17 protein-coding genes and 1 pseudogene are annotated in these 18,613 nt (G+C 72.6%); 10 read left to right on the top strand and 8 right to left on the bottom strand.

All coding sequences use genetic code 11. From position 1 onward, the window contains the following. Positions 1–4: 4 nt before the first annotated feature. Positions 5–1,207, bottom strand: coding sequence for a bifunctional adenosylcobinamide kinase/adenosylcobinamide-phosphate guanylyltransferase (locus tag AB0946_RS00090; RefSeq protein WP_366758360.1), 1,203 nt, complete (start codon positions 1,205–1,207; stop codon positions 5–7). Positions 1,208–1,349: 142 nt separating this feature from the next. Between AB0946_RS00090 and AB0946_RS00085 the strand changes: the two genes are divergently transcribed. Further along, positions 1,350–1,559 carry a hypothetical protein gene (locus AB0946_RS00085; RefSeq protein ID WP_366758359.1) on the top strand — a complete coding sequence of 70 codons (210 nt, stop codon included), beginning with the start codon at positions 1,350–1,352 and terminating at the stop codon, positions 1,557–1,559. 36 nt (positions 1,560–1,595) lie between these two features. On the opposite strand, the gene AB0946_RS00080 is transcribed toward AB0946_RS00085, so the two are convergent. The 3 genes from AB0946_RS00080 to AB0946_RS00070 form a co-directional block, all read right to left on the bottom strand. Beyond that, positions 1,596–2,675: a trypsin-like peptidase domain-containing protein gene (locus AB0946_RS00080; RefSeq protein WP_366758358.1), complete on the bottom strand. Its 1,080-nt coding sequence runs from the start codon at positions 2,673–2,675 to the stop codon at positions 1,596–1,598. Between the two features lie 56 nt (positions 2,676–2,731). Continuing rightward, positions 2,732–3,433 carry a methyltransferase domain-containing protein gene (locus AB0946_RS00075; protein ID WP_366759105.1) on the bottom strand — a complete coding sequence of 234 codons (702 nt, stop codon included), beginning with the start codon at positions 3,431–3,433 and terminating at the stop codon, positions 2,732–2,734. Positions 3,434–3,516: 83 nt separating this feature from the next. Further along, complete coding sequence (locus AB0946_RS00070) at positions 3,517–4,146, bottom strand: DUF3043 domain-containing protein (RefSeq protein ID WP_366758357.1); 630 nt, start codon at positions 4,144–4,146, stop codon at positions 3,517–3,519. Between the two features lie 254 nt (positions 4,147–4,400). On the opposite strand from AB0946_RS00070, the gene AB0946_RS00065 reads away from it, so the two are divergent. The 5 genes from AB0946_RS00065 (at position 4,401) to AB0946_RS00045 (ending at position 10,816) form a co-directional block, all read left to right on the top strand. Continuing rightward, positions 4,401–5,192, top strand: a complete 792-nt coding sequence (locus AB0946_RS00065; protein ID WP_171157028.1) for a PspA/IM30 family protein — start codon at positions 4,401–4,403, stop codon at positions 5,190–5,192. Between the two features lie 33 nt (positions 5,193–5,225). After that, a complete protein-coding gene (locus AB0946_RS00060) occupies positions 5,226–5,504 on the top strand; it encodes a hypothetical protein (protein ID WP_366758356.1) in 279 nt (92 codons plus the stop codon). Between the two features lie 165 nt (positions 5,505–5,669). Further along, entirely contained in the window at positions 5,670–6,905 is a 1,236-nt protein-coding gene (locus AB0946_RS00055) for a sensor histidine kinase (protein WP_366758355.1), read from the top strand. Next, a complete protein-coding gene (locus AB0946_RS00050; RefSeq protein ID WP_366758354.1) occupies positions 6,902–7,582 on the top strand; it encodes a response regulator transcription factor in 681 nt (226 codons plus the stop codon). The genes AB0946_RS00055 and AB0946_RS00050 overlap by 4 nt, the downstream gene beginning before the upstream one ends. Before the next feature lie 132 nt (positions 7,583–7,714). Further along, entirely contained in the window at positions 7,715–10,816 is a 3,102-nt protein-coding gene (locus AB0946_RS00045) for an efflux RND transporter permease subunit (protein ID WP_366758353.1), read from the top strand. Positions 10,817–10,867: 51 nt separating this feature from the next. Here AB0946_RS00045 and nadA read toward each other — a convergent pair whose 3' ends face one another. After that, complete coding sequence (nadA, locus tag AB0946_RS00040) at positions 10,868–12,052, bottom strand: quinolinate synthase NadA (RefSeq protein WP_366758352.1); 1,185 nt, start codon at positions 12,050–12,052, stop codon at positions 10,868–10,870. 263 nt (positions 12,053–12,315) lie between these two features. Between nadA and AB0946_RS00035 the strand changes: the two genes are divergently transcribed. Next, positions 12,316–12,672 carry an iron-sulfur cluster assembly accessory protein gene (locus AB0946_RS00035; protein ID WP_028422454.1) on the top strand — a complete coding sequence of 119 codons (357 nt, stop codon included), beginning with the start codon at positions 12,316–12,318 and terminating at the stop codon, positions 12,670–12,672. A gap of 64 nt (positions 12,673–12,736) precedes the next feature. Here AB0946_RS00035 and AB0946_RS00030 read toward each other — a convergent pair whose 3' ends face one another. Together AB0946_RS00030 and AB0946_RS00025 are read right to left on the bottom strand one after the other, a co-directional pair. Beyond that, positions 12,737–14,266: a hypothetical protein gene (locus AB0946_RS00030; protein WP_366758351.1), complete on the bottom strand. Its 1,530-nt coding sequence runs from the start codon at positions 14,264–14,266 to the stop codon at positions 12,737–12,739. 99 nt (positions 14,267–14,365) lie between these two features. Beyond that, positions 14,366–14,575: a hypothetical protein gene (locus AB0946_RS00025; protein ID WP_366758350.1), complete on the bottom strand. Its 210-nt coding sequence runs from the start codon at positions 14,573–14,575 to the stop codon at positions 14,366–14,368. Between the two features lie 182 nt (positions 14,576–14,757). On the opposite strand from AB0946_RS00025, the gene AB0946_RS00020 reads away from it, so the two are divergent. Beyond that, positions 14,758–15,732: a carbohydrate kinase family protein gene (locus AB0946_RS00020; RefSeq protein ID WP_366758349.1), complete on the top strand. Its 975-nt coding sequence runs from the start codon at positions 14,758–14,760 to the stop codon at positions 15,730–15,732. Positions 15,733–15,751: 19 nt separating this feature from the next. Here AB0946_RS00020 and AB0946_RS00015 read toward each other — a convergent pair whose 3' ends face one another. After that, entirely contained in the window at positions 15,752–17,128 is a 1,377-nt protein-coding gene (locus tag AB0946_RS00015; protein ID WP_366758348.1) for an aminotransferase class V-fold PLP-dependent enzyme, read from the bottom strand. A 280-nt stretch (positions 17,129–17,408) separates the two neighbouring features. On the opposite strand from AB0946_RS00015, the gene coxB reads away from it, so the two are divergent. After that, positions 17,409–18,368: a cytochrome c oxidase subunit II gene (coxB, locus tag AB0946_RS00010; RefSeq protein ID WP_103817935.1), complete on the top strand. Its 960-nt coding sequence runs from the start codon at positions 17,409–17,411 to the stop codon at positions 18,366–18,368. Beyond that, positions 18,365–18,613 (top strand): annotated as a pseudogene (locus AB0946_RS00005) (cytochrome ubiquinol oxidase subunit I); the annotation flags it as partial. The gene coxB and the pseudogene AB0946_RS00005, both read left to right, overlap by 4 nt.

The raw sequence follows: 18,613 nt of genomic DNA, 5'->3' as shown, positions 1-18,613 counted from the left end.
GGCGTCAGCCCCGCAGCACCAGCGCCTGGCCCGCCACCACCAGCAGGACCTGCTCGCACTCGCTCGCGAACGCCGCGTTCAGCCGGCCCAGTTCGTCCCGGTAGCGGCGGCCGGAAGCCGTCGCCGGGACGATCCCGGAGCCGACCTCGTTGGACACCGCCACCACGGTCCGACGGGTGCCCCGCACCGCGGCCGTCAGCTCCCGCACCCGCTCCCGCAGCGCCTTCTCGCCCCCGCCCGCCCACTCCGCGTCGTCCCACGCCCCCACGGAATCCATCACGTCCGTCAGCCACAGCGACAGACAGTCGATCAGCACCGGCGGCCCGTCCTGCGCCAGCACCGGCACCAGGTCCGTCGTCTCCGCCGTGCGCCACGACCCCGGCCGCCGCTCCCGGTGCACGGCCACCCGGGCCGCCCACTCGGTGTCCCCGCCCCGCGTGCCGCCCGTCGCCACGTACAGCACCTCCGGGAACGTCTCCAGCCGACGCTCCGCCTCCACCGACTTGCCCGAGCGTGCCCCGCCCAGCACCAGCGTCCGCCGCGGCACGTCCGGCACCTCCTCGTACGCCCCCACCACCAGCGTCGTACCGTCCGGCACCGCCCGCGCCCCCGCCGCCGCGAGCCGGCGCCGCAACTCCGCGCCGGGCGGCACGTCGTGGTCCAGGTGGACGGCGAGCACATCCGTCGTGGGGCCGACCGAGCCGACCGCGCGGAGCCGGGCGAGCGCGTCGGGCCGGCCCACGACGTCCGCGAGGAGCATGTCGTACGACTCCGCCGTCGCCCCCTCCAGCCCCGCCGGCGCCCCGCCCGGCGGCAGGTACAGCAGCCGCTGCCCGTCCGGCCCGGTCACCGCGTACCCGGTGCCGCCCGCGTCCATCGCCACGGCCCGCACCCGATGGCCCGTCAGCAGCGCCAGCTCCCTCCCGTCCGGCACCCGGCCGGGCTGCGGCAGACCGGCCGGGACCTCCACCGCCGGACCGTCGTGCGGGTGCGACAGCAGCACCTGCCGTACCCCGCCCAGCGACTGCCCGGCGCGGGCCGCCGCGAACGCCGCGCCCGGTGTCAGGTCCAGCAGCAGCGTCCCGTCCACGAGCGCCGCGGTCGCGGCCCGCGCGTCCGGACCGAGCGCGGTCGCGCACACGGCACAGGAACAGTCGGGGCGAGGCAGTCCCGCCGGGGCACCGGTACCGAGCAGAGTTACTTCCACGGACCGATTTTCGCCTGCCCCCCGACGTCCCGCGCGACCGGCCACCCGGATGATCCGGCCTGATCCGAACGAGAGGCCCTAACGGCCGACCCGGCGGAGCGCATACGCTGCGGGGGCAGGTGTTGGATCAAAGGAGGCCCAGATGACGGCATGGACGTGGCGGTTCGAGAAGGCCGACGGGACGGAGGTCCAGCCGGCGGTGCAGCCCGAGGAGTTCACCACGCAGGGAGATGCCGAGTCCTGGATCGGGGAGCACTGGAAGGCGCTGCTGGACGGCGGGGCCGACCAGGTGCGGCTGTTCGAGGAGACGGCCGAGATCTACGGCCCGATGAGCCTGCACGCCGACGCGTGACCCGGCCGTGAACGGGGTGAGGAGGGACCGCCCTCCTCACTGCTGGCCCAGTGTCACCTCGACCGTCCTCTCGGTGCCGTCCCGCTGGTAGGTGACCGTGGTGCGCCGGCCCGGCTTGTCGTCCGCCAGCGCCTCGGCCAGTGAGGTGACGGTGGTGACGGGCCGGTCACCCACCGCGGTGATGATGTCGCCGGCGCGCAGGCCCGCCCGGTCGGCCGCGCCGCCGGCGCGGGCGGTGACCACCGCCACCCCGATCGGCTGGTAGCGGTCGTCCACGACCGTCCGCGCGGTGATGTCGAGGGCCGCCCGCCCGGACTCGACGACCTTCCCCTCCCGGACGATCTGGCCGGCGACCGTCCGCACCATGGACGCCGGGATCGCGAACCCGATGCCGGGCGCCGCGCCGTTGCCGAAGGTCGGGTCGGCCGCCGCGAGCGTCGGGATGCCGATCACCCGCCCCGTGAGGTCGACCAGGGCGCCGCCGCTGTTGCCGGGGTTGATCGCGGCCGAGGTCTGCACCATGTTCGCGATCGTCGCGCCCGTGCCGCCGCCCGAGTCGCCCTCGCTGACGGTCCGTCCGGTCGCGGAGACGATGCCCTGGGTCACGCTGGACGACAGCCCGAGCGGCGACCCCATGGCCAGCACGATCTGGCCGACCTGCACCTTCTCGGACTCCCCGAACACCGCCGGCTTCAGCCCGCCCGGCACCCTGTCCAGCCGGACCACGGCGAGATCCTGCTCGGGGTAGGAGTAGACCAGGCTCGCGGTGAGCGGTTCCTCGCTGTTGGCCGTGGTCACCTGGAAGGTCTTCTCCGACCCGACCACGTGCGCGTTGGTGACGATGTGCCCCTTGTCGTCGTACACCACCCCGGAGCCCAGGTCCCGGCTCGCCTGAATCTGCACGACCGACGGCAGGACCTCGCGGATCACCTTCTGGTACTGGCTCTGCAGGTCGTCCGCGGCCGCCGGCAGCGCCGCCCGGGTGGCCGCCGCGGTGTCCCGTCCGGCCTGCGCGGCGGGGGCGGTGCAGCCGGCGGCGAGGGCCGCGCAGCACACCAGCGCGGCGGCCGGGACCGCCCTGCGGAGCCGGTGCGCGCGGGTACGGGAAGCGTCCATGTCCCGAGTCTCACCGCGCGGTGATCACCCGTCCCGCGCTGTTCCCCCGAACGTGCTCAGCCGCGTACCCCGCACAGGTGCAGCAGCGCCGCCACCCCGCGGTAGGGGTCCGTGCGCCCGGCCCGCTCCTCGACCGCGAGCAGGGTCTCCAGGTCGTCCGGGAGCGCCGCGCCGTCCGCCGCCGTGTCCGTGAAGACCCGGACGCCGTACCAGGCGTGCAGCGGGGCGGCGATGCCGTCGAGCGTGGCGGTGAGGGCCGCGAGCCGGTCGGCCCTCACCTCCAGGCCGAGGCGGTTGCGATAAGAGGTGGTGTCGAAGGCGGCCAGGGCCGACGACCAGTCCCCGGACAGCCCCGGGCGCATGGCGAGCGCGTCGCCGTTGCGGACCAGGAGGGAGAGCAGACCGCCGGGCGCCAGCACCCGGGCCAGCCCCGCCACCAGCGGGTCCGGCTCCTCGACGTACATCAGCACGCCGTGGCACAGCACCACGTCGAAGCTGCCCGGCAGGAAGTGCACACCGGTGTCCCGCCCGTCGCCCTGCACCAGCCGCACCCGCTCCCGGATGCCCTCCGGTTCCCGGGCCACGGCGTCCCGCGCGGCGGCGATCATCGTCGCGTCCTGCTCGACCCCGGTCACGTGGTGGCCGAGCCGGGCCAGCCGCAGCGCCTGCGTGCCCTGGCCCATCCCCACGTCCAGCACCCGCAGCCGTTGCCCGACCGGGAACCGTCCGGCTATCTGCTCGTCCAGCTGCCGGGCCACCAGCTCCTGGCGCACGACGTCCCGCAGGCCGCCCAGCCCGTTCAGCCACGCGTCGGCCGCGCCCCCGGTGAAAGCGTCAGCGCTCAGGGCCGCTCTCCGCGCTTGACCTGCGGCTTCGGCAGCCGGAGCCGGCGCATCTGCAGGGACCGCATCAGGGCGTAGGCGACCGCACCGCGCTTGTTCTCGTCCGGGAAGCGCTCCTGGAGCCGCTTCTTCAGCCGGAAGCCGCTGACCGCCGCGTCCAGCACGATCAGCACGATCACGATCAGCCACAGCAGCAGCGCGACGCTCTGGATCGCGGGCACCCGCACCACGCTCAGCACGAGGATGACCACCGCCAGCGGCAGGAAGAACTCCGCCACGTTGAACCGGGAGTCCACCCAGTTCCGGGCGAACTTGCGCACCGGGCCCTTGTCCCGGGCCGGCAGGTACCGCTCGTCGCCGCTGGCCAGCGCCTGGCGCTGCCGCTCCAGGGCTTGGCGCCGCTCCTCGCGCTGGCGCTTCGCGGCCTCCTTGCGGTTCGTCGGCGTACGGGCGACGCTGCGGCGCTGGGACTGGGCCTCACTGCGCTTGGGAGTGGGCCTGCCCTTCGGGGCCTGCGGGTCGCGGGGCTGCTTGGAGAGGGTCACCGGCGCCTTGTCGGCGGTCGGGGCCTTCTCTTCCTTGGCACGGCTACGGAACACAAAACCCAAGGGTAAGGGCTGCACCGGCATGGACCCCAGCCCGGTGGGGAACGATCCGGCAACACCGGACGTCTCTAGGGGGACAGAGGGGACACACAGAGGGCTTCCGGCGGCATCAGGGTGGATCACCTACTCCCTACGCCGGAGCGGAACGGTCCGCAGTCGTCCTCGGGGATGAGCGCATCACCCCGCGAACAGTGCGGTAATGGAAGCGGGGCCCGTACTGTGGGTCCTGTCGCAGGTTCTGTGAGCTGGAGTCCGTCAGAAGGGGGCGCGCGAAGCCCATGAGCGGTGTCATGAAGCGTATGGGGATGATCTTCCGCGCGAAGGCGAACAAGGCCCTTGACCGGGCCGAGGACCCGCGCGAGACCCTCGATTACTCGTACCAGAAGCAGCTGGAGCTGCTCCAGAAGGTCCGCCGTGGCGTCGCCGACGTGGCCACGTCCCGCAAGCGCCTGGAACTCCAGCTCAACCAGCTGCAGCAGCAGTCCTCCAAGCTGGAGGACCAGGGCCGCAAGGCACTCGCGCTCGGCCGTGAGGACCTGGCCCGCGAGGCGCTGTCCCGCCGCGCGGCCCTCCAGCAGCAGGTCACCGACCTCGAGACCCAGCACGCGACCCTCCAGGGCGAGGAGGAGAAGCTCACCCTGGCGGCCCAGCGCCTCCAGGCCAAGGTGGACGCCTTCCGTACGCGGAAGGAGACCATCAAGGCCACCTACACCGCGGCCCAGGCCCAGACCCGCATCGGCGAGGCCTTCTCGGGCATCTCCGAGGAGATGGGCGACGTCGGCCTCGCCATCCAGCGCGCCGAGGACAAGACCGCCCAGCTCCAGGCCCGGGCCGGCGCCATCGACGAACTGCTCGCCTCGGGCGCCCTGGACGACCCGTCCGGCATGCACAAGGACGACATCCAGGCCGAGCTGGACCGGCTCTCCGGTGGTACGGATGTAGAGCTGGAACTGCAGCGCATGAAGGCCGAGCTGGCCGGGGGCTCCCCGCAGCAGGCCATCGAGGGCGGCACCGGTCAGGGACAGTCCCAGCAGCAGCCGCAGGACACCCCGCGCTTCGACAAGCAGTAGCCCGGCGCCGGGGCCCGAGCCGAGGAGGCCGACGTGATCGTACGGATCATGGGGGAGGGCCAGGTGACGCTGGACGACTCCCACGTCGTGGAGCTGAACAAGCTGGACGACGAGCTGCTGGAGGAGGTGCGGAGCGGCGACGAGGAGGGCTTCCGGCGCACGCTCGGCGCCCTCCTCGACTCCGTCCGCCGCCTCGGCACCCCGCTGCCGGACGACGCGCTGGAACCCTCGGAACTGATCCTCCCGTCGCCGGACGCGACGCTGGAGGAGGTCCGGGAGCTGCTCGGCGACGACGGGCTGATCCCCGGCTGACGCCGACGGTCCCCTGGGGGGGCGGGGTACCTGATGGCCCCGGGCATCGCGCGGCTGGTCCGCGGCTGGTGGCGCGGTTCCCCGCGCCCCTTCGGGAGCCCTCCGGGTACCGCGAGTGGCCGGCGCCCTGCCGGTGAGCGGTGAGGGGCCCGTACTGTGCAGAACGTGAGCACTCTCGAACGCGCCCGGTGCGGCCTCAAGGCACACCCCCTGGCGGCGGACGCGGCGCTCGCCGCCGGCGTGCTGGCCTGCATGGTCGCCGGTTCCTTCGCCGCGCCCCAGGGCCACCACGGCCTGACCTGGGACGTCCACGCCCCCTCCCTCCTCAGCCTCCTCCTCATGCTGGCCGGCGCGGCGGCGCTCGTCTTCCGGCGCCGGGCGCCCAAGACGGTCCTCGCCGTCACCGGCACCGTCTCCCTGGTCGAGTGCGTCACCGGCGACCCCCGCGCCCCGGTCGCGATGTCCGCCGTCATCGCCCTGTTCACCGTCGCCGCGACCACCGACCGCTCCACCACCTGGCGCCTCGGCCTGCTCACCATGACCGTGCTGACGGCCGCCGCCATGCTCGCCGGCCCGCTGCCGTGGTACGCCCAGGAGAACCTCGGCGTCCTCGCCTGGACGGGCATCGGCGCCACCGCCGGCGACGCCGTGCGCAGCCGTCGCGCGGTCGTCCAGGCCATCCGGGACCGCGCCGAGCGCGCCGAACGCACCCGCGAGGAGGAGGCCCGCCGCCGGGTCGCCGAGGAGCGGCTGCGCATCGCCCGCGATCTGCACGACGTCGTCGCCCACCACATCGCCCTGGTGAACGTGCAGGCCGGGGTCGCCGCGCACGTCATGGACAAGCGGCCCGACCAGGCCAAGGAGGCCCTCGCACACGTCCGCGAGGCCGGCCGCAGCGCGCTCGACGAACTGCGCGCCACCGTCGGCCTGCTCCGCCAGAGCGGTGACCCCGAGGCCCCCACCGAACCCGCTCCGGGCCTGAGCCGCCTGGAGGAGCTGGCCGACACCTTCCGCAGCGCCGGGCTGCCGGTGTCCGTGGCCCGCGCCGACCAGGGCACCGAACTGCCCGCCGCCGTCGACCTGGCCGCCTACCGGATCGTCCAGGAGGCGCTGACCAATGTGCGCAAGCACGCGGGCCCCGACGCCGAGGCCGAGGTGAGCGTCGTACGCGTCGGTCCGAACGTCGAGGTCACCGTCCTGGACGACGGCCCCGGCAAGCCCGGCGCCCCCGGGGCCGGCCACGCGTCCGAGGACGGCGGCGGGCACGGGCTGCTCGGCATGCGCGAGCGGGTCACCGCCCTGGGCGGCACCCTGACCACCGGCCCCCGCTACGGCGGCGGCTTCCGCGTCCATGCGATCCTGCCCGTCAAGACGACGACGGCCCAGGGGGAACCCGTATGACCATCCGTGTCCTGCTCGCCGACGACCAGGCACTGCTGCGCAGCGCGTTCCGGGTGCTGGTCGACTCCGAGCCCGACATGGAGGTGGTCGGGGAGGCCTCGGACGGTGCGGAGGCGGTCCGGCTGGCCAAGGAGCACGGCCCCGACGTCGTCCTCATGGACATCCGGATGCCCGGCACCGACGGCCTGGCCGCCACCCGGCAGATCGGCGCCGACCCCTCCCTCGCACCGGTCCGCGTGGTCATCCTGACCACCTTCGAGGTCGACGACTACGTCGTCCAGGCGCTGCGCGCCGGCGCCTCCGGCTTCCTCGGCAAGGGCAGCGAGCCGGAGGAGCTGCTGAACGCCATCCGGGTCGCGGCCGGCGGCGAGGCCCTGCTGTCCCCCGCCGCCACCAAGGGCCTGATCGCCCGCTTCCTCGCGCGGGGCGACGACGGCGACGGCGCCGACCCGGCCCGCTCCGAACGGCTCGCCGCCCTCACGGGCCGGGAGCGGGAGGTCCTCGTCCAGGTCGCCGGCGGCCACTCCAACGACGAGATCGCCGAGCGGCTGGCGGTCAGCCCGCTGACGGTGAAGACGCACGTCAACCGGGCCATGGCCAAGCTGGGCGCGCGGGACCGGGCCCAGCTCGTCGTCATCGCGTACGAGTCGGGGCTGGTACGTCCGAGGACGGACTGATCTCCACCCGCGTCTACTGCGCGCGGAGTAGCGGCCGCCGCAGGAACGGGACCTGGGGCCTACACAACGGCCCTTTGGGATGGCTCAGGGTGGTGGAGACTTCTGCCGCTCACAGAAGAGAGACCCTGATCCATGTCCTGGCTGTCGAGATTCAGCCTCGCCCAACGCGCCCTCGTCGGGCTCGTGTCCCTCGTCGCGCTCGCCTTCGGGCTGATCGCGATACCCCAGATCAAACAGCAGCTCCTGCCCACCATAGAACTGCCCATGGTGTCGGTGATCGCGCCGTACCAGGGCGCCTCGCCCGACGTGGTCGAGAAGCAGGTCGTCGAGCCCATCGAGAACAACCTGCAAGGCGTCGACGGCGTCACCGGTGTCACCTCCACCGCCAGTGAGGGCAACGCCGTGATCATGGCGTCCTTCGCGTACGGCAACGACACCAAGCGGATCGTCTCCGACGTCCAGCAGGCCGTGAACCGGGCCCGCAACCAGCTCCCGGACGACGTCGACCCGCAGGTCGTCTCCGGCTCCACGGACGACATGCCGACCGTGGTCCTCGCCGTCACCTCCGACAAGGACCAGCAGGCGCTCGCCGACCAGCTCGACACGACGGTCGTGCCGGCCCTGAAGGACATCGACGGCGTCGGCCGCGTCCAGGTCACCGGCGTCCGCGACCTCCAGGTCACCGTCACCCCCGACGACGCGAAGCTGGCGCGGGCCGGCCTCACCCCGGCCGCGCTCGGCCAGGCCCTCCAGGCGGGCGGCGCGACCGTGCCGGCCGGCTCCTTCGACGAGGGCGGCGTCAACCGCACCGTCCGGGTCGGCGGCGGCTTCACCTCGCTGCGGCAGATCGAGGACCTGAGGGTCACCGGTGAGGGCGGGACGCGGCCGGTGCGTCTGGGCGCCGTGGCCACGGTCGAGGAGCAGCCGGCCCCGGCCGACTCCCTCACCCGCACCGACGGCCGGCCCAGCCTCGCCGTCAACGTGACCATGGACCACGACGGCAGCGCGGTCTCCATCTCGAACGCGGTCGAGGACAAGCTGCCCGGCCTGCGCGCGGACCTCGGCGCCGGCGCGAGGCTCACGGTCGTCAGCGACCAGGGCCCGGCCGTGTCCAAGTCCATCAAGGGCCTGACCACGGAGGGCGCGCTCGGCCTGCTCTTCGCGGTCCTGGTGATCCTGGTCTTCCTCGCGTCGGTCCGCTCGACGCTGGTGACGGCGGTCTCCATCCCGCTGTCGGTGGTGCTGGCCCTGATCGTGCTGTGGACGCGCGGCCTGTCCCTGAACATGCTCACGCTCGGCGCCCTGACCATCGCCATCGGCCGGGTCGTCGACGACTCGATCGTGGTCCTGGAGAACATCAAACGGCACCTCGGCTACGGCGAGGAGCGCAGGGAGGCGATCCTCACGGCGGTGCGCGAGGTGGCCGGCGCGGTCACCTCGTCCACCCTCACCACGGTCGCGGTGTTCCTGCCGATCGGCCTGGTCGGCGGCATGGTGGGCGCCCTGTTCGGCTCGTTCAGCCTCACCGTGACGGCGGCCCTGCTGGCCTCCCTGCTCGTGTCGCTGACGGTCGTGCCCGTCTTGTCGTACTGGTTCCTGCGCGCCCCCAAGGGCACCCCCGAGGACGCGGCTCAGGCCCGCCGCGAGGCCGAGGAGAAGGAGGCCGGCAGCCGCCTCCAGCGGGCGTACGTCCCCGTCCTGCGGTTCGCCACGCGCCGCAGACTCACCAGCGTGCTCATCGCGCTCGTCGTCCTGGTCGTCACGTTCGGCATGTCCGGCCTGCTGAAGACGAACTTCTTCGACCAGGGCGACCAGGAGGTCCTCACCGTCAAGCAGCGGCTGAAGCCCGGCACCAGCCTCGCCGCCACCGACGCGCAGGCCAAGCGGGTGGAGAAGCTGCTCGCCGCCACCGAGGGCGTGAAGGACTACCAGGTCACCGTCGGCTCCTCCGGCTTCATGGCGGCCTTCGGCGGCGGCACCGACACCAACCAGGCGTCGTACCAGGTGATGCTGAAGGACTCCGCGTCCTACGACGACGTGCGCGAACAGCTCGAGGACGGCCTGAAGAAGCTCAAGGGCAGCGGTACGACCACGGTGTCGGGCGGTGACGGCTTCGGCGACCAGAACCTGAGCGTGGTGGTCAAGGCGTCCGACCCCGGGGTGCTGCGGACGGCGGCCGAACAGGTCCGCTCCGCGGTCGCCGGCCTCGACCACGTCACGGACGTCACCAGCGACCTCGCGCAGAGCGTGCCGCGGATCTCGGTCAGGGCCAACGCCAAGGCAGCGGCGGCCGGGTTCGACGACCAGAAGCTGGGCGCCGCGGTGGCGCAGGCCGTGCGCGGTACGACGGCGGCCAAGGCGGTCCTCGACGACACCGAGCGGGACGTCGTCGTGCGGTCGGCGAAGCCCGCGACCACGCTCGCCCAGCTCAAGGCGCTGCGCCTCGGCCCGGTGAAGCTCGGTGACATCGCCACGGTGAAGCTCGTGGACGGGCCGGTGTCCATGACCCGTATCGACGGGCAGCGCGCCGCCACGATCACGGCCACGCCGACGGGTGACAACACGGGTGCGATCAGCACCAGGCTCCAGTCGAAGATCAAGGACCTGAAGCTGCCGGCGGGTGCCACGGCCGAGATCGGCGGGGTCTCCTCCGACCAGGACGACGCCTTCAAGAACCTGGGCCTGGCCATGCTGGCCGCCATCGCGATCGTCTTCATGCTGCTGGTCGCGACGTTCCGCTCGCTCGCCCAGCCGCTGATCCTGCTGGTCTCCGTCCCGTTCGCGGCGACGGGCGCGATCGGTCTGCTGGTCGCCACCGGCACCCCGATGGGCGTGCCCGCGATGATCGGCATGCTGATGCTGATCGGCATCGTGGTGACCAACGCGATCGTGCTGATCGATCTGATCAACCAGTACCGGGCGCAGGGCCACGGCGTGGTGGAGGCCGTGATCGAGGGCGGCCGGCACCGTCTGCGGCCGATCCTCATGACGGCGCTGGCGACGATCTTCGCCCTGCTCCCCATGGCGCTGGGCGTCACCGGTGAGGGCGGCTTCATCGCCCAGCCGCTCGCCGTGGTCGTCATCGGCGGGCTGATCACGTCGACCCTGCTGACGCTCCTGCTGGTCCCGACGCTCTACGCGATGCTGGAGCTCCGCAAGGAGCGCCGGGCGCGGAAGCGGGCGGCGAAGAGGCAGCCGGCACCGCGGAAGGAGCCGGAGCCGGCCGGGGTGTGACGGCATGACGAAGGGCCGGGCCTCCTCGGAGACCCGGCCCTTCCGCGCTCACTACGGCAGCGCGAGCATCCGCTCCAGCGCCAGCTTGGCGAACGCCTCCGTCTCCTTGTCGACCTCGATGCGGTTGACCAGGTTGCCGTCGGCCAGGGACTCCAGCGCCCAGACCAGGTGGGGCAGGTCGATGCGGTTCATCGTCGAGCAGAAGCAGACCGTCTTGTCGAGGAAGACGATCTCCTTGCCCTCCGGCGCGAAACGGTTCGCCAGGCGGCGCACCAGGTTCAGTTCCGTGCCGATCGCCCACTTGGAACCGGCCGGGGCCGCCTCCAGGGTCTTGATGATGTACTCCGTCGAGCCGACGTAGTCCGCCGCCGCCACGACCTCGTGCCTGCACTCGGGGTGGACCAGCACGTTCACGCCGGGGATGCGGGCGCGCACGTCGTCGACCGAGTCCAGGCTGAAGCGGCCGTGGACCGAGCAGTGCCCCCGCCACAGGATCATCCTGGCGGCCCGCAGCTCCTCGGCCGTCAGCCCGCCGTTCGGCTTGTGCGGGTTGTAGACCACACAGTCGTCCAGGGACATGCCCATGTCGCGGACGGCGGTGTTCCGCCCCAGGTGCTGGTCCGGCAGGAACAGGACCTTCTCGCCCTGCTCGAAGGCCCAGTCCAGGGCGCGCCTGGCGTTGGAGGAGGTGCAGATGGTGCCGCCGTGCTTGCCGGTGAACGCCTTGATGTCGGCGGAGGAGTTCATGTACGACACCGGGACCACCTGCTCGGCGATGCCCGCCTCGGTGAGCACGTCCCAGCACTCCGCGACCTGCTCGGCCGTCGCCATGTCGGCCATGGAGCAGCCGGCGGCGAGGTCGGGCAGCACGACCTTCTGGTCGTCGGAGGTCAGGATGTCCGCCGACTCGGCCATGAAGTGCACACCGCAGAAGACGATGTACTCGGCCTCCGGGCGCGCGGCCGCGTCCCGGGCCAGCTTGAAGGAGTCACCCGTGACGTCCGCGAACTGGATGACCTCGTCGCGCTGGTAGTGGTGGCCGAGGACGAAGACCTTGTCGCCGAGGCGGGCCTTGGCGGCGCGGGCGCGCTCGACCAGGTCGGGGTCCGAGGGCGACGGGAGGTCTCCGGGACACTCGACGCCCCGCTCGCTCTTCGGGTCGGCCTCGCGGCCGAGCAGCAGCAGGGCGAGCGGAGTCGGCTGCACGTCGAGCTCCGGGGTCTGGGCGGTGGTCACGACACGCACCCTTTCTACTTTTCGTCTAACTGACGCTATCAATCATAACCGGTTCACGTCACTTTGACGATGGCCATAGCGTCCATGTGACGTGAATCCCGCCCGGGTCCCTCCACAGGCCGCTGTCGGCGCCCAGGACCATGTGCGAGCATGAACTCGGAAGAAAAACGCGACAACGACAATGCCCGGCCCGGAATGAATCCGCGGAAGCGCCGGTTGCACTCGTCGGCAAGCAGTCTCCGTACAACCCGGGAGAGATGTAGATGTCCGTATCGGACGAGACCACCACCGTCACCGACGGCATCATCCTGACCGACGCCGCCGCGGCCAAGGTCAAGGCCCTGCTCGACCAGGAAGGCCGCGACGACCTCGCGCTGCGCGTCGCCGTCCAGCCCGGCGGCTGCTCCGGCCTGCGCTACCAGCTCTTCTTCGACGAGCGCTCGCTCGACGGTGACGTGGAGAAGGACTTCGGCGGGGTCAAGGTCGTCACGGACCGGATGAGCGCTCCGTACCTCGGCGGTGCCACCATCGACTTCGTCGACACGATCGAGAAGCAGGGCTTCACGATCGACAACCCGAACGCGACCGGCTCCTGCGCCTGCGGCGACTCCTTCAGCTGAGCCGACGGCCGGAAAAGGCGGCGGTCCCCTCGTGGGGGCCGCCGCCTTCACGTTTCCCGCCCGGTCAGCGCGGCCGGGCCGACGCGTCCGGCCGCAGGGAGCCCGGCTTCGCCTTCGGGACCGCCGTGCCGTCCGCGCCGACCACCCTCCGTCCGTCCAGCGGCGCGCCCAGGGTCACGGTCTTCACGTACTCCTTGGCGATCAGGACGCACACCCGGCCCGGCCAGGGCCGCTCGGTGACCGTCACCGTCACCCGGTCGCCGCTCTCCCGCGCCGACGTCCGGTAGTCGGCGCACACCCCGCCGTAGAAGCTCAGGGCCAGCGTCCGCCCGTCGGCCGTGTAGCCGTTCACCTTCACGCTCCGGCTCTCCCCGGACGCCGGGGGCGACGCGGAGGGCTCCGCCGTAGACGACGCGGACGCCGAGGTCAGGTACGCCGGGTCGACCGCCGGATACGTCACCGTGAACGCGCCGCCCGCCGCGGACCCGCGCACCCGGAACAGCCAGGACGGCACCAGCGTCTGCCGCCCGCCCACGGACTGCGCGGCCAGCCCGAACACCGCCTTGTCGACCGTCACCGTGTTCCGGGCCGCCTTCGGTGCCTCCGTCGAGGCGCCGCACGGCCGCTCCAGCCGGTCCTTCAGCGGCTCGGGGCTCGCGCACCCCCCGATCCCCATCCGGTGGCCGTTCCCCGCCGTCCCGTTCATCAGCGCCAGCGTCCGCGCCGCGCCCACCACGGGATACGTGTCCCCCTTCACCGGCGCGGCCAGCAGCCCGTGACCGCCGACCAGCTCGCCGTCGCGGTCGACGGTCAGGCCGGTCGTCCAGCCGTACGTGGGCAGCCCGCCGACCACCGGGTCCGCGTCGACGACCCGCCGGGCGCCCATGACCCGGCTCGCGTCGAGCTTCGCGCCGCCCAGCCCCGCCGCCTCCAGCACCGGTGCCGCCGCCTTCTCCGCCTCGGCCACGCTCACCGGGTCGCCGGCCGGGGCGCCCGGGTCCTGGGCGCAGACGGTCACCTTCCGGCAGTTGTCGGTGCCGGGCGCGTACCGGTCGAAGCTCCAGCCGCCCGGCGCGTCCCGGTTCACCGTCAGCCTCGGCCCGGAGCCGTCCTGCCCGCCGACCCGCCAGATCCGCCCCTCGGCCACCGGCGCCCCGTCGATCCCGAGCGCCTTCGCCAGCCGGACCACCCGCTCCCGGCCGACCTCGGCCCCCGGCTCGTACACCGGCGCCGAGCCGGGCCCGTCGGGCAGCTCGCCCTGTGCCACGTACCGGGTGCCGTACGGGTCCGGCTCGCCGGGCGCGATCCCGCCGGTGCCGGAGCGCGCCCAGCCGTCCAGGGCGAGCGGCGGGGGAGTGCCGTGGGCCGCGCCGGGGGCGGCCGGACCGCCCGTACGGTGCTCCGTGCCGCCGCCCGCGGCGAGGTAGGCACCACCACCGCCGATCAGGAGGACGGCCGCCGTGGCGACGGCGACGATGACGGCCGTGGGTCGCCGGCCGCCGGCCCGTCCCGGACCCGCCGTCGCCGGCGGGCCCTTAGGGGACTGGTCGCGCTCCTCAGGGGCGCCGGGGTTCTCGGACCGCTCGGTGTTCACCGCATCGCTCCCTCGCTGCGTCGTGTCCCGTGTCCCCCGCGGGGGACGGCGATGGGACGCGGGAGGCGAGCGCGCGGTTCCCGGGCCGGCGGGCCGCGGTCAGTCGCCGTAGTCCGACATCGCGTCCAGCAGCCGGGCGGACCGCGCCGGCACGCGCACCCCGTGGATGCGGGACGGCGGCACCGGCCGCGACTCGGTGTGCTCCGGGGCCGCCCAGTGCGGCGCCATCCGGGCGCAGTCGCCGCGCAGCGCGGCGAGGTCGCCGTCGGGATCGGCCGGGGCGGAAGAGGTGAACTCGGGCTTCGTCATGCTCGCACCGTAGGCACGGCCCGGGCTGCGGCAAAAGAGCTACTATCGGGTAGTTTCGCCAGCTTCAGTGGCGGCTTCCGACCGGGTAGCGTGAACTGTCAATCCGCCCTCCCGTCTCCGCCACCGCCCTTCCCACGAGCGCTCACGCGCGCACCTTCTTATTTCCGCAGGAGAATCCCGTCGTGCGCATCGCAGTCACCGGCTCCATCGCCACCGACCATCTCATGACCTTCCCCGGCCGCTTCGCCGACCAGTTGGTCGCGGACCAGCTGCACACGGTTTCGCTCTCCTTCCTGGTCGACAACCTCGACGTGCGCCGCGGCGGCGTCGGCGCCAACATCGCCTTCGGCATGGGCCAGCTCGGCACCGGGCCCATCCTGGTCGGCGCCGCCGGCTTCGACTTCGACGAGTACCGGGCCTGGCTCGACCGGCACGGCGTCGACACCGACTCGGTCCGCATCTCCGAGACCCTGCACACCGCCCGCTTCGTGTGCACCACCGACTCCGACCACAACCAGATCGGCTCCTTCTACACCGGCGCGATGAGCGAGGCCCGGCTGATCGAGCTGAAGACGGTCGCCGACCGCGTGGGCGGTCTCGACCTGGTCCTCATCGGCGCCGACGACCCCGAGGCGATGCTCCGCCACACCGAGGAGTGCCGCTCCCGGAACATCCCGTTCGCCGCCGACTTCTCCCAGCAGATCGCCCGGATGGAGGGCGAGGAGATCCGGATACTGCTGGACGGGGCGACCTACCTCTTCTCCAACGAGTACGAGAAGGGGCTCATCGAGTCCAAGACCGGCTGGAGCGACGCGGAGATCCTGGAGAAGGTCGGCCACCGGGTCACCACGCTCGGTTCCCGGGGCGTGCGCATCGAGCGGACCGGCGAGGACCCGATCGAGGTCGCCTGCCCGGAGGAGGAGCGCAAGGCCGACCCCACGGGCGTCGGCGACGCCTTCCGCGCCGGATTCCTGTCCGGACTGGCCTGGGGCGTCTCCCTGGAGCGCGCCGCCCAGGTGGGGTGCATGCTGGCCACGCTGGTCATCGAGACCGTGGGCACGCAGGAGTACCAGCTGCGCCGGGGCCACTTCATGGAGCGGTTCGTGAAGGCGTACGGCGACGAGGCCGGCCAGGAGGTGCGGGCCCACCTGAGCTGAGGCCGGGCCGGCGCCCCTGTCAGCTCACCCGGCGCACCAGGTACGCCGTTCCCCGCTCCGCCGGTTCCTCCCCGACGTACTCCTGCCCCCGCATCTCGCACCACGCCGGGATGTCCAGGCGGGCCGCCTCGTCGTCGGAGAGGACCCGGACGGTGCCGCCCACCGGCACCTGGCCGAACACCTTGGCCAGTTCGATGACCGGGATCGGGCAGCGCTTGCCGAGCGAGTCGACGAGCAGTTCCCGCGGACCGCCCCGGGTGACCGGGGCGGGCGCGCCCAGCTTGTCCCGCACCCCGGCCACCGCCCCCGGCAGCACCTCGAGGAACCGCTCCACGTCCGCCTCCGCCGTGCCGGGCGGCAGGGACACCCGTACGTTCCCCTCGCTCAGCACCCCCATCGCCTTCAGCACATGGCTGGGAGTCAGCGTGCTGCTCGTGCAGGAGGAGCCGGAGGACACCGAGAAGCCCGCCCGGTCCAGCTCGTGCAGCAGTGCCTCGCCGTCGACGTAGAGGCAGGAGAAGGTGACGATCCCGGGCAGCCGGCGCACGGCGTCGCCGACCACCTCCACGTCCGGCACCAGTTCCGGCACCCGCGCCCGGATCCGCTCCGTCAGCCCCCGCAGCCGCACCGCCTCCTGGGCCGCCTCGACCCGGACCGCGCGCAGCGAGGCCACGGCCGCCACGATCGCCGGGATGTTCTCGAACCCGGGCGCCCGCCCCGACTCCCGCTCGTCCACCGGCCCTTGGGCGGCGAACCGCACGCCCTTGCGCACGACGAGCAGCCCGACCCCCGACGGCCCGCCCCACTTGTGCGCGCTGGCCGCGAGCAGCGACCAGTCGCCCTCCACCGGCCCCCAGCCCAGCGACTGCGCCGCGTCCACCAGCAGGGGGACCCCGGCCGCCCGGCACACCTCCGCCGCCTCGGCCACCGGCTGCACGGTCCCCACCTCGTGGTTGGCCGACTGCAGGCACGCCAGCGCGGTGTCCGCCCGCAGCGCGGCCGCGTACCCCGCCGGGTCGACGGCTCCCGCACGGTCGACGGCCACCCGGGTGACCGTCCCGCCGTCCGCCTCGAACGCCTCCGCCGAATGGAGTACGGAGGAGTGTTCGACGGAGGACACGATCAGGTGGCGTCCCACCCGCCGCCGCCCGGCCAACGCCCCCGCGACACCCATGTGTACGGCCCGGGTGCCGGACGGCGTGAACACCACCTCGTCCGGCCGGCAGCCGACGGCCTCGGCAGCCGCCTCCCGTGCGGCGTCCAGCAGCATCCGGGCCTTGCGTCCCTCCCGGTAGAGCCGGGCCGGATCGGCCCATCCCTCGTCCAGGGAGGCCGACAGCGCCTGGCGGGCGACGGGATGGAGAGGAGCGGCGGAGGCAGCGTCAAAGTAGGCCATACGGCAACGTTAAGACCCCGGTGGAGGCGGCCGGCCCGGGGGCGCGGGATCGTGACGCGAGGGGCTCCGCCGCGGGGCGCCACCAGCCACGACGCTCCCGCGGCGGCCAATCAAGCGAACCACCCCACCTAGTAGGCACCCCTCCCCGCGAACCCTCGGAGAGGGTGGGCTAGGGTTTGGTCCGCATAAACATCCAAACCCCTGCCCGACGCAGGGCGGCGACCGACCAGCGAGAAGGCCGCAGCCGACCGCGCGGGCGAGACTCTCGGGAAGGCGCTACGTGAGTCCCAACGGCTCCGACCGCTCGCCGCGGCGCCCGATGCGGCGGAAGCTGCTGCAGGCACTGACCGCGGGCCTGGTCCTGGCGACCGCAACCGGTTGCACATACAAGGACTTCCCCCGCCTTGGCATGCCCACCCCGACCACGGAAGAGGCTCCGCGGATCCTCTCCCTGTGGCAGGGCTCCTGGGCTGCCGCGCTCGCCGTCGGCGTGCTGGTGTGGGGCCTGATCCTGTGGAGTGCCCTCTTCCACCGGCGCAGCCGCACCAAGGTCGAGGTTCCTCCGCAGACCCGGTACAACATGCCGATCGAGGCGCTGTACACGGTGGTCCCGATCATCATCATCTCGGTGCTGTTCTACTTCACGGCCCGGGACGAGTCGAAGCTCCTCGACATGTCCAAGAAGCCCGACGTCACGGTCAACGTGGTCGGCTTCCAGTGGAGCTGGGGCTTCAACTACATCGAGAACGTTCCCGGTTCCACCGGTGACGCCAGGACCGACAAGAACCTGACCGCCATCTCGGACCAGCTGCGCAAGCAGTTCCCGGCGAACGCCGGCGGTGTCTACGACGTCGGTACGCCCGGCACGCGGAACCCCCAGACGAACAACCCCGGTCCGACGCTCTGGCTTCCCAAGGGCAAGACGGTCCGCTTCGTCCTCACTTCGCGTGACGTCATCCACTCCTTCTGGGTGGTGCCGTTCCTGATGAAGCAGGACGTCATCCCCGGCCGGACCAACTCCTTCCAGGTGACCCCCAACAAGGAGGGCACCTTCCTCGGCAAGTGCGCCGAGCTCTGCGGCGTCGACCACTCCCGGATGCTGTTCAACGTGAAGGTCGTCTCCCCGGAGCGCTACGCGCAGCACCTCAAGGAGCTCGCGCAGAAGGGGCAGACCGGTTACATCCCGGCCGGCATCGCGCAGACGAGCCACGAGAAGAACCAGAGGACGAACATCCTGTGAGCATCCTCAACGAACCCCAGGGTGCCGCGGCAGCTGAAGGCTCGCACGCCGACGAGCTGCCGGTCCGGCGCAAGCAGCCCGGCAATGTCGTGGTGAAGTGGCTGACGACCACGGACCACAAGACGATCGGCACGATGTATCTGGCGACGTCGTTCGCGTTCTTCCTGATCGGTGGCGTGATGGCGCTGCTCATGCGCGCCGAGCTGGCCCGGCCGGGCCTGCAGATCATGTCGAACGAGCAGTTC

This window comes from Streptomyces sp. NPDC046870, from assembly GCF_040704595.1.
GTDB lineage: Bacteria > Actinomycetota > Actinomycetes > Streptomycetales > Streptomycetaceae > Streptomyces > Streptomyces argyrophylli.
Note: the sequence above shows the minus strand (reverse complement) of the source record. Positions and strands in the feature narration are given on the sequence as shown.

Excerpts from the sequence above, each read along its gene's own strand:
- AB0946_RS00025 (WP_366758350.1), bottom strand. The coding sequence starts at position 14,575 with ATGACGAAGCCCGAGTTCACCTCTTCCGCCCCGGCCGATCCCGACGGC.
- AB0946_RS00085 (WP_366758359.1), top strand. The coding sequence starts at position 1,350 with ATGACGGCATGGACGTGGCGGTTCGAGAAGGCCGACGGGACGGAGGTC.
- AB0946_RS00080 (WP_366758358.1), bottom strand. The coding sequence starts at position 2,675 with ATGGACGCTTCCCGTACCCGCGCGCACCGGCTCCGCAGGGCGGTCCCG.
- AB0946_RS00050 (WP_366758354.1), top strand. The coding sequence starts at position 6,902 with ATGACCATCCGTGTCCTGCTCGCCGACGACCAGGCACTGCTGCGCAGC.
- AB0946_RS00035 (WP_028422454.1), top strand. The coding sequence starts at position 12,316 with ATGTCCGTATCGGACGAGACCACCACCGTCACCGACGGCATCATCCTG.
- AB0946_RS00015 (WP_366758348.1), bottom strand. The coding sequence starts at position 17,128 with ATGGCCTACTTTGACGCTGCCTCCGCCGCTCCTCTCCATCCCGTCGCC.
- AB0946_RS00065 (WP_171157028.1), top strand. The coding sequence starts at position 4,401 with ATGAGCGGTGTCATGAAGCGTATGGGGATGATCTTCCGCGCGAAGGCG.
- AB0946_RS00070 (WP_366758357.1), bottom strand. The coding sequence starts at position 4,146 with ATGCCGGTGCAGCCCTTACCCTTGGGTTTTGTGTTCCGTAGCCGTGCC.
- AB0946_RS00045 (WP_366758353.1), top strand. The coding sequence starts at position 7,715 with ATGTCCTGGCTGTCGAGATTCAGCCTCGCCCAACGCGCCCTCGTCGGG.